The 9,167-nt window shown below is 72.7% G+C and carries 8 protein-coding genes; 5 read left to right on the forward strand and 3 right to left on the reverse strand.

What is annotated here, in order from left to right; genetic code table 11:
- The 3 genes from groEL to GEV28_RS40465 all read right to left on the reverse strand — a co-directional run.
- Nucleotides 1-761, reverse strand: a 761-nt coding sequence (gene groEL, locus GEV28_RS40455; RefSeq protein ID WP_291419392.1) for a chaperonin GroEL, incomplete at its 3' end; no start/stop codon positions are given.
- A gap of 214 nt (nucleotides 762-975) precedes the next feature.
- Nucleotides 976-2,301: a serine/threonine-protein kinase gene (locus GEV28_RS40460; RefSeq protein ID WP_291419394.1), complete on the reverse strand. Its 1,326-nt coding sequence runs from the start codon at nucleotides 2,299-2,301 to the stop codon at nucleotides 976-978.
- Between the two features lie 161 nt (nucleotides 2,302-2,462).
- The gene (locus tag GEV28_RS40465; RefSeq protein ID WP_291419396.1) at nucleotides 2,463-3,104 is read right to left on the reverse strand and encodes an AIM24 family protein; all 642 of its coding nucleotides are present in this window, start codon (nucleotides 3,102-3,104) and stop codon (nucleotides 2,463-2,465) included.
- 97 nt (nucleotides 3,105-3,201) lie between these two features.
- On the opposite strand from GEV28_RS40465, the gene glp reads away from it, so the two are divergent.
- The 5 genes from glp to GEV28_RS40490 all read left to right on the forward strand — a co-directional run bounded on the left by glp (nucleotide 3,202) and on the right by GEV28_RS40490 (nucleotide 8,969).
- Nucleotides 3,202-4,431, forward strand: coding sequence for a gephyrin-like molybdotransferase Glp (glp, locus tag GEV28_RS40470; protein WP_291419398.1), 1,230 nt, complete (start codon nucleotides 3,202-3,204; stop codon nucleotides 4,429-4,431).
- Between the two features lie 20 nt (nucleotides 4,432-4,451).
- On the forward strand, nucleotides 4,452-4,739 hold the full coding sequence (locus GEV28_RS40475; RefSeq protein WP_291419400.1) for a GlsB/YeaQ/YmgE family stress response membrane protein: 288 nt from the start codon (nucleotides 4,452-4,454) through the stop codon (nucleotides 4,737-4,739).
- 220 nt (nucleotides 4,740-4,959) lie between these two features.
- Nucleotides 4,960-5,703, forward strand: coding sequence for a phosphatidylserine decarboxylase (locus GEV28_RS40480; RefSeq protein ID WP_291419402.1), 744 nt, complete (start codon nucleotides 4,960-4,962; stop codon nucleotides 5,701-5,703).
- Nucleotides 5,704-6,708, forward strand: coding sequence for a CDP-diacylglycerol--serine O-phosphatidyltransferase (gene pssA, locus GEV28_RS40485; RefSeq protein ID WP_291419404.1), 1,005 nt, complete (start codon nucleotides 5,704-5,706; stop codon nucleotides 6,706-6,708). It begins immediately after the preceding gene.
- An 11-nt stretch (nucleotides 6,709-6,719) separates the two neighbouring features.
- Complete coding sequence (locus GEV28_RS40490; protein WP_291419406.1) at nucleotides 6,720-8,969, forward strand: AAA family ATPase; 2,250 nt, start codon at nucleotides 6,720-6,722, stop codon at nucleotides 8,967-8,969.
- The last annotated feature ends 198 nt before the right edge of the window (nucleotides 8,970-9,167 follow it).

A 9,167-nucleotide genomic window follows, 5' to 3' on the forward strand; every position in this document is an offset into this window, starting at 1 on the left:
CCCTCGACGTCCTCGGCGATGATCAGCAGCGGCTTCGAGGCCTGCATGACCTTCTCCAGCACCGGAAGCATGTCCTTCACGGCGGAGATCTTCGAGCCGAACAGCAGGATGTACGGCTCCTCGAGCACGGCCTCCTGCCGCTCCGGGTCGGTCACGAAGTAACCGGCCAGGTAGCCCTTGTCGAAGCGCATGCCCTCGGTGAGCTCCAGCTCCATGCCGAGCGCGTTGCTCTCCTCGACGGTGACGACACCTTCCTTGCCGACCTTGTCCAGGGCCTCGGCGATGAGCTCGCCGATCGTGGTGTCAGCGGCGGAGATCGACGCCGTCGCGGCGATCTGCTCCTTGGTCTCGACCTCCTTGGAGGCCTTGTGCAGCTGCTCGATGACAGCCTCGACCGCCTGCTCGATGCCGCGCTTGAGCGACAGCGGGTCGGCGCCGGCCGCGACGTTGCGCAGGCCCTCGCGCACGAGCGCCTGGGCCAGCACGGTCGCGGTGGTGGTGCCGTCACCCGCGACATCGTCGGTCTTCTTGGCAACTTCCTTGACGAGCTCGGCCCCGATCTTCTCCCACGGGTCCTCGAGCTCGATCTCCTTGGCGATGGAGACACCATCGTTGGTGATGGTGGGCGCGCCCCACTTCTTCTCGAGCACGACGTTGCGGCCACGGGGGCCGAGCGTCACCTTGACGGCGTCAGCGAGGGTGTTAAGCCCGCGCTCGAGACCGCGGCGCGCGTCCTCGTGGAACGCGATCAACTTGGCCATTGCGGTGTAAGTCCTCCGTTGTTGATCACGGGCGGGCGCCCGCGATCGTTGGACGTCACATAGCTCGGCCAGGCTCGGTGCCCGCGACGGACGGCCGGACCTCCGCATGCGGAAGCCTGCCTCACCGTCCCGACCTCAGGGTTCTGGCACTCGGAACTACCGACTGCCAGAACCGTGTTTAGCACTCTACCCCGGCGAGTGCAAGAAACGCAGGTCAGCGTCCGCCGCTGGACGGGGCCTGCGACGACCCGGTCTCGGCGGATCCGTCGTCGCCGCCGCCGACCTTGATCGACGGGAGGGACGTCCTGGTCGTGGTCTGCTCGGTGCCGCCACCGCCGCCGGGGTCCTCGTTCTCCTCGTCCCCACCGGAGAAGACGAGGATGGCGGCCACGATCAACCCGATCGCGACGAGGCCGACGATCACCGGCGCGACCCACCGGGCGCCGCCGGTGGTCTCCGACGTGGTGAACGCGGTGCTGGGACCGGCCGGCACCGGCGGGCGCAGGCGCACCGGGTCGGCCGACGACGAGTGCGTGCCGGCGGGAACCGGCCGCTGGTAGCCGCCCGGCGGCGTGGTCGGCGGGCGCGGCGGGTAGCCCCCGGGGCCGGGACCGCCGTTGGGCATCGGCGCGGTGTTCTGCCGCGGGCCGTGCCCGACCGGAACGGCGGGACCGCGACGCACCGGCTGGGTGGGCGGGGCGGGCTGGACCGGGGTCGCGAGCGCCTGCTTCGCGGCGGCGATGAGCTCCCGGCAGCTCGCGTACCGGGTCTTGGAGTTCTTCGCCATGCCGCGGCGGATCACGTCGTCGATGGCCGGCGGCAGCGAGACGAAGTCGGTGAGCGCAGGCGCGTCGCGGTTGAGGTGCCCCTGGATCACCTCGGGCACCGGCCCCTGGAACGGCGGCCGCCCGGCCAGGCACGCGAACAGCACGCAGGCCAGCGAGTACGCGTCGGTGCGCGCGTCGACGGGCTCGCCGCGCAGGTGCTCGGGCGCGGCGTAGGTCGGCGAGCCGAGGAAGTCGCCGCCGCGGGTGCGGTGACCGGTCGCGCCGCGCCGGGTGAGCCCGAAGTCGGCGACGTAGACGTGCTCCGCGGTGGACTCGCGGCTCGTCACCAGCACGTTGGCCGGCTTGACGTCCAGGTGGACCAGACCACGCTCGTGCAGGTTGTCCAGCGCCTCGGCGACCTGGTTGAGCAGCGCCAGCGCGCGCTCCGGCTCGAGCGGGCCGTCCTTGATGAGCGAGGCGAGGTCGGAGCCGTCGACCAGCCGCATGGCGATGTAGAGCAGCCCGTCGACCTCACCGAAGTCGTACAGCGGCACGACGTTCGCGTGGTCGATGGCGGAGGTGTTGCGTGCCTCGTCGACGAACCGCTCGCGGAACTCGGGGTCCTCGGTGAGGTGCTCGGCGATCACCTTGAGCGCGACCTTGCGGCCGAGGCGGATGTCGGTGGCCTTGTACATCACGCTCATGCCGCCCTTGCCGAGCACACCGTCGATCCGGTAATGCCCCAGGCGACGCCCGGTGAGGTCCTCCGCCACTAACTCATCCATTCGTTCGTGAGGGCCGTCCGCGACGACCCGAGCGCCCCGCAGCCCGGCGGTGGTGCGACTGACCCATCGCCACGCGAAGCCTAACGTTCGACGTATCCGCCCCGCGTGCGGTTCTCCCCCATCCGGGACCGTGCCGTTACCGAGCGGGGTCACCGACCGCCGCCCGCCTCCAACCAGGCTGCCATGGCTCGGGGGTTCCGTGTCTGGATGAGCACCTGACCAGGCCCGGCGAAGTCCAGCAACAGTCCCTCGCCGGTGCGCACCGACTGCGGCAGCGACGGGCTCACCGCACGTAGCCGGCTCTGCGTCAGATCGCCGTATGCCAGCAGGTAGCTGGGGTCGACGGTGATCACCTCGCCGGCCTCGAGGGTGACCACGTCGAGCGAGCCGCAGCAGGCCAGCACGATCGCGCCGTCGCCGGAGACGTGATCGAGGAACCCGATGTCCGCGCCGAAGAGGCCGCGGAAGTTGGGCCACTGCGGGTCCGCGCGCACGGTGGCGGCCGCGGCGAGCCAGCTCCCTCGCGTGACGCACCAGCCGGCCATCCCGTCCAGCTCGACGGTGTGCACGTCGCCGGGCAGCGCGGGCGCCACGTCGACCCAGCCGCCCTCGGCCGGGGCGGTGAACACCGCCCGCCGCGCCTTGCCGCGCGCGCCGCCGCGGGACGGCACGACGAGCATCCCGTAGCTGGTGGCGATCATCGCGGCGTAGTCGGCCTGCACGGCCTCACCGGGCGCCAGCAACAGCCGGGCGACACCGAACGCCGGGGTGTGCCGAGTGCGGACCTGCACAGCCAGCCCTCCGTGAGATGTGATCGTCGACCGGTCATGGGCAGTCTGGCACGGGACGGACGCCGGGCGCGGTGCGTGAGGGGGCAGGATGCGAGCCGTGACACCAGCCACCAACACCGCCGCCGACACCGAGGCCGGGCCGCGGTCGGTCGAGGAGCATCGGGCCGCGGTGGCGGCGCTCCTGCCCACGCTGCCGGTGGTCGACCGGCCGCTCGCCGACTGCGTCGGGCTCGTCCTCGGCCGCGACCTGACCTCGCCGGTGGCGCTGCCGCCGTTCGACAACTCCGCCATGGACGGGTACGCGGTCCGCGCGGTCGACGTCGCCTCGGCCACCGCCGACGCACCGGTGACGCTGCCGGTGCCCGAGGACATCCCGGCCGGCCGCACCGACGTCGTGCCGGTGCGGCCGGGCACCGCGCACCGGATCATGACCGGCGCGCCCCTGCCGCCCGGGGCCGACTCGATCGTGCGGGTCGAGGACACCGACGGCGGCATGCCGACGGTCACCGTGCGCGCCTCGGTCCCGGTCGGCACCCACCTGCGCCGTACCGGCGAGGACGTGGCCGCGGGCGCCGTCGTGCTGCGCGCGGGCACCGTGCTCGGCGCGGCCCAGCTCGGGCTCGCGGCCGCGGTCGGCCGCGCCGAGCTGCCCGTGCACCGGCCGGCCAGGGTGCTGATCCTGTCGACCGGCACCGAGCTGGTCGCGCCGGGCGTTGCGCTGAAGCCGGGACAGATCTACGAGTCCAACAGCGTGCTGCTCGCCGCCGCGGCGGCCGAGCTCGGCGCCGAGCCGACCGTGCTGCGGTTCGTGCCCGACGACGTCGCCGCGTTCCACGCCGCGATCGGCGAGCACCGCGACGCCGACGTCCTGGTCACCTCCGGCGGGGTGAGCGCGGGCGCGTACGAGGTGGTCAAGGACGCGCTGTCCGGCCAGGGCGTGGAGTTCCTGCGGGTCGCCATGCAGCCCGGCGGACCGCAGGGCAGCGGCCGGTTCGGCGACCTGCCGGTCGTGTCGCTGCCCGGCAACCCGGTGTCGACCGCGCTGTCGTTCGAGCTCTTCCTGCGCCCGGCGCTGCTGGCCGCGATGGGGCACCGGGTGGTCGACCGGCCGCGGGCGCGCGCCACGACGACCGAGGAGCTGCGCTCACCGATCGGCAAGCGGCAGTACCGGCGCGGTCAACGCAACGGCGGCAATGTCACCCCGGTCGGTGGGCCCGGCTCGCACCTGCTGGCGTCCTTCGCCGCGTCCGACTGCCTGATCGTGGTCCTCGAGGACGAGACGGTGATCCCCGCCGGCGCCCAGGTCGAGGTGGTGCTGCTGCGCTGACCCGCCAATAGGGTGGTGGCGTGGGAGTCGTCGCGTGGATCGTGTTCGGGGCCGTCGCCGGCTGGGTCGCCAACGTCGTGGTCGGCGGGCGCGCCCGGCAACGGCAGGGGTGCCTCGTCAGCGTGCTGGTCGGGGTGGTCGGCGCGGCCCTCGGCGGGTTGCTCCACAAGTGGGTCACCGGCCACGAGAAGACCTTCGAGTTCGACTTCCCGAGCCTGGGCGTGGCCGCCCTCGGCGCGGTCGTGTTGCTGCTCATCCTGCGCCTGGTTCAGGCCGCGGGGCGGGGCAGAACCGGCAACCGTCAGTAACCGAATACCTACAGTTCGCCATTGCTCACCGCTCGTGTGCGGGCGTACACTGCCGGTGCGCTGAACCGTAGGTCGACCGGCTGGCGGTGCATGTCGTCGGGGGATGCACGGCCGGCCGGCGCGACGGGCGGGCAAAGCCTCCCCCACCGGTCACTTTCCGCGATGGGCGTAGCGTGGTTCGTATCTGATAACCGCACCCGTGCGAGGAATGTCCGGCCATATGACCGATCCCCAGGAGCCATACGATTCCGGCAGGCTCGCCCATATCGTGGCGTTGACCAGGAGCGTCGTACCGCCCATGCACCCGGCCGGCCGGCCGTTCGTGCTCGGCGCCGCGGCCGCCACGCTCGTGGTCCGCCGACTGTCGCGCCGGCTCGGCCTGGTCGGCACCGTGCTCACCGGCGCGGTCGCCTGGTTCTTCCGCGAGCCCAGGCGGGTCACGCCGTCGCGTTCGAACCTCGCGGTCGCCGCCGCGGACGGCACCGTGTCGCAGGTGGTGCTCGCCGGGCCGCCGGCCGAGCTCGGTCTCGGGTCGCACGAGTGGCTGCGGATCAGCGTGTTCCTGTCGGTGTTCGACGTCCACGTGCAGCGCGCGCCGGTGTCCGGCCAGGTCACCCGCACGGAGTACAAGGCGGGCAAGTTCCTCTCCGCGGACCTCGACAAGGCGAGCGAGGACAACGAGCGCAACTCGCTGCTGCTCACCACCCCCGAGGGCCACGAGGTCGCCGTCGTACAGATCGCCGGGCTCATCGCGCGGCGGATCGTCTGTCGGGTCGCGGCCGGGGACAAGGTGCGTGCCGGCGAGACCTACGGGCTCATCCGGTTCGGCTCCCGGGTCGACCTCTACGTGCCGACCGACTCGCGCGTGCTGGTCGAACCCGGCCAGCGCACGATCGGCGGCGAGACCGTGCTGGCCGAGCTCCCGAACAGTCCACTTCGGACTCCCACACCTACGGAGGGCTGAGTGGTCGCGCGCTCACCCGGCGTTCGGGTGCTGCCGAACGCGATCACGGTGCTCGCCATGTGCGCCGGGCTCTCGGCGGTCCAGTTCGCGCTCAGCGGCAACTTCGCGGCGGCGATCGCGGCCATCGCGGTCGCCGCGGTGCTCGACAGCCTGGACGGCCGCATCGCCCGCCTGCTCGACGCCACCAGCAAGATGGGTGCCGAGCTGGACTCGCTCGCCGACGCGATCTCCTTCGGCGTCGCGCCCGCGCTGGTGCTCTACGTGTGGCGCTTCGAGGGCAACCGGCTGGGCTGGGTTGTCGCACTGGTGTTCGCGGTCTGCATCATCCTGCGCCTCGCCCGGTTCAACACGCTGCTCGACGACACCGAGCAACCGCTGTACGCCAAGGAGTTCTTCGTCGGCGTGCCCGCGCCCGCCGGCGGGCTGCTGCTCCTGCTGCCGCTGATCCTGCGCGTGCAGATCGGGCGGGACGGCTGGTGGTCGACCGGTCCGGTGGTCGCGGTGTGGACCGTCGCCATCGCGGCGCTGCTGATCAGCCGCATCCCGACGCTGTCACTGAAGACGATCCGGGTGCCGGCCCGCGCGGTCGCGCCGCTGCTGGTGCTGGTCGGCCTGCTCGCCGCCGCGGTGATCACCTACCCGTGGGTGGCGCTCGCGAGCGCGCTGATCATCTACCTGCTGCACATCCCGTACGCGGTGCGCCGCAGCCACTGGCTCGCCAACCACCCCGAGGCATGGGACGTGCCGCCGAGGGAGCGCCGGGCCATCCGCCGGGCACACGGCGTCGGCCGGCGGCTCGGGCTCCGGCCGCCGATGCGCAAGGTCGCCGGCGCCGCCAGGCGCGCGGTCTCGGTGGCGCGGCGCAACGGGAACGGTCATCGCGGCGGCGCGGTGCTGCTGCCCACCGACTCCAACCGGGTGCGCCGGTCGGTGCTGCGCGGGCGCGGTTGGCGGCGCACGGGACTGCGGCGCAACCAGGCCCGGCCGTCACGCGGCGACCAGTAGTCTCCGGACCCATGCCACAGATCACGCTCACCGCCCGGCTGTCGCCGTCGGCTCTCGACACCCGCCGCGGCGTGGTGCGGCTGCACCCCGAGGTGTTCGACGCGCTCGGGCTCGAGCCGTGGGACGGCGTGCAGCTGACCGGTGCCCGGGTGAGCGCCGCACTCGCCGCGGAGGCGGACCGGGCCGGCGCGCCGGGCGTGGTGCTGCTCGACGACGTGACGATGTCGAACGTCGGCGTGGCCGAGGGCGCCGAGGTCGTGGTGGCGCCGGCGACCGTCGGCCCCGCGCGGTCGGTGACGGTCGCGGGCTCGCGGCTCGCGTCGGTGTCGCTGTCGCCGGAGACCGTGCGGCTGGCGCTGATCGGCAAGATCCTCACGGTCGGGGACGCGGTGTCGCTGCTCCCCCAGGACCTCGCGCCGCCACCCGGGTCGGACCTCGGCGCCGTACGGGGCAAGCTCTCCCGCGCGATCGGCATGACGTGGACCAACGAGCTGCTGACCGTCACCGCGACCGAGCCGGCCGGACCCGTCGCCGTCCATCCGTCCACTGTGGTCGGTTGGCGGGACGGCGCGCGTACCGGCGAGGCGCCTGTCGCCCAGCTCGCGGGCCCGGCCGGCGCGACCCTGCGGGTGGTCACCGACTCCGACACACCGCTCGAGGCGGATGTCGTCGCACCGACCGCACCGCCTGCCGAACCCCCGCCGCCGATCACCGACCTGGTCGGCGCCCGCGAGGTGGCCGACCGGCTGACCGAGTGGTTCGAGCTGGCGTTCCGCCGCCCGGAGCTGCTGGCGAAGCTGGGCGCCGCCGCGCAGCTGGGCGCGTTGGTCACCGGGCCCGAGGGGGTCGGCAAGGCGACCGTCGTGCGCTCGGTGGCGCACGCGACCGGCGCGGAGGTCGTCGAGCTGGCCGCGCCCACGATCGCCGCGCTGGAGGCCAACGCCGGTGCCCGCAGGCTGTCCGCGGCGATCGCCGGGGTCAGCGCGGACCGGCCGTCGGTGCTGCTGATCACCGATCTCGACGCGTTGCTGCCGGTGAGCAGCCCACCGCCGGTGGCGACGGTCGTGATCGACACGCTGCGCACGGCGATCCGCACGCCGCAGCTGGCGATCGTGGCGACCACGGCGCATCCGGAGGCGCTCGATCCCCGGGTGCGCGGGGTGGATCTGCTGGACCGATCGCTGTCGCTTCCGCTGCCGGACGGCAAGGTGCGCACGGAGCTGCTGCGGGTGCTGTTCCGCGACGTGCCCACCGAGTCCGATGTGGACTTCGGGGCCGTCGCCGACCGAACGCCGGGCTTCGTCGCCGCGGACCTCATCGCGCTGCGCAGGGAAGCCGCGGTCCGCGCGGCGCTGCGGCACAAGGCGGCCGAGGAACCGACGGTCACCGCCGCGGACCTGCTCGGTTCGCTGGACACCGTGCGCCCGACCTCGATGTCTACTTCGGACACACTGCAGACGGGTGGGCTGACGCTCGACCAGGTCGGCGACATGGTCGAGGTCAAGCAGGCGCTCACCGAGGCGGTGCTGTGGCCGCTGCAGTACCCGGACTCCTTCGCGCGCCTGGGCGTCGACCCGCCGCGGGGGATGCTGCTGTTCGGTCCGCCCGGCTGCGGCAAGACGTTCTTGGTGCGGGCGCTCGCCGGCACGGGCAAGCTGAACGTGTTCTCGGTCAAGGGCGCCGAGCTGATGGACAAGTGGGTCGGCGAGTCGGAGCGGGCGGTGCGGGAGCTGTTCCGCCGGGCCGCGGAGGCCGCGCCGGCGATGGTGTTCCTGGACGAGGTGGACGCGCTGGCGCCGCGCCGTGGCCAGTCGTCGGACTCCGGCGTGTCGGACCGTGTGGTGGCGTCGCTGCTGACCGAGCTCGACGGTGTGGAGCCGATGCGCGATGTGGTCATCCTGGGTGCGACGAACCGCCCGGAGCTTATCGACCCGGCGCTGCTTCGCCCGGGCCGGTTGGAGCGCCTGGTGTACGTCCCCCCGCCGGACGCGGACGCACGAACCGAAATCCTCCGCACGGCGGCGAAGAACACCCCGCTGGCCGATGACGTCGATATCGCCGAGTTGGCCGCCGATCTGGACGGCTACTCCGCCGCGGACTGCGCGGCCCTGATCCGGGAGTCGGCACTCACGGCGATGCGCGAGTCCCTGGACGCCATGATCGTGACCGCGACCCATCTGACCACGGCGAGAGCCTCGGTCCGCGCCTCCTTGGACCCGGCGCAGCTTGCGACCCTGGAGGCGTACGCGAAGTCCCGCTGACGCCTCCGGCCCCGGTATCAATTCTAGTGTCGCGTGACCCTGAAACCTTGACGCCGCTGCGGCCAACAGCGGCCCCTGTCTGTGTTACGGCGTTGGAGAAAAGCCCAAGTACATCCAGTACGAGCGGCTTTCCTCCGCCTTGCCAGGAACCACGTTGATCCACAGCGGACGCAAAGGAACAGGATCACGCGACACTAG

Origin of the sequence: Actinophytocola sp., assembly GCF_009379765.1 — a bacterium.
GTDB lineage: Bacteria > Actinomycetota > Actinomycetes > Mycobacteriales > Pseudonocardiaceae > Actinophytocola.

What these genes read in the sequence shown, in the direction of transcription:
- GEV28_RS40480 (WP_291419402.1), top strand. Translation starts at nt 4,960, where the DNA reads ATGACCGATCCCCAGGAGCCATACGATTCCGGCAGGCTCGCCCATATC.
- GEV28_RS40490 (WP_291419406.1), top strand. Translation starts at nt 6,720, where the DNA reads ATGCCACAGATCACGCTCACCGCCCGGCTGTCGCCGTCGGCTCTCGAC.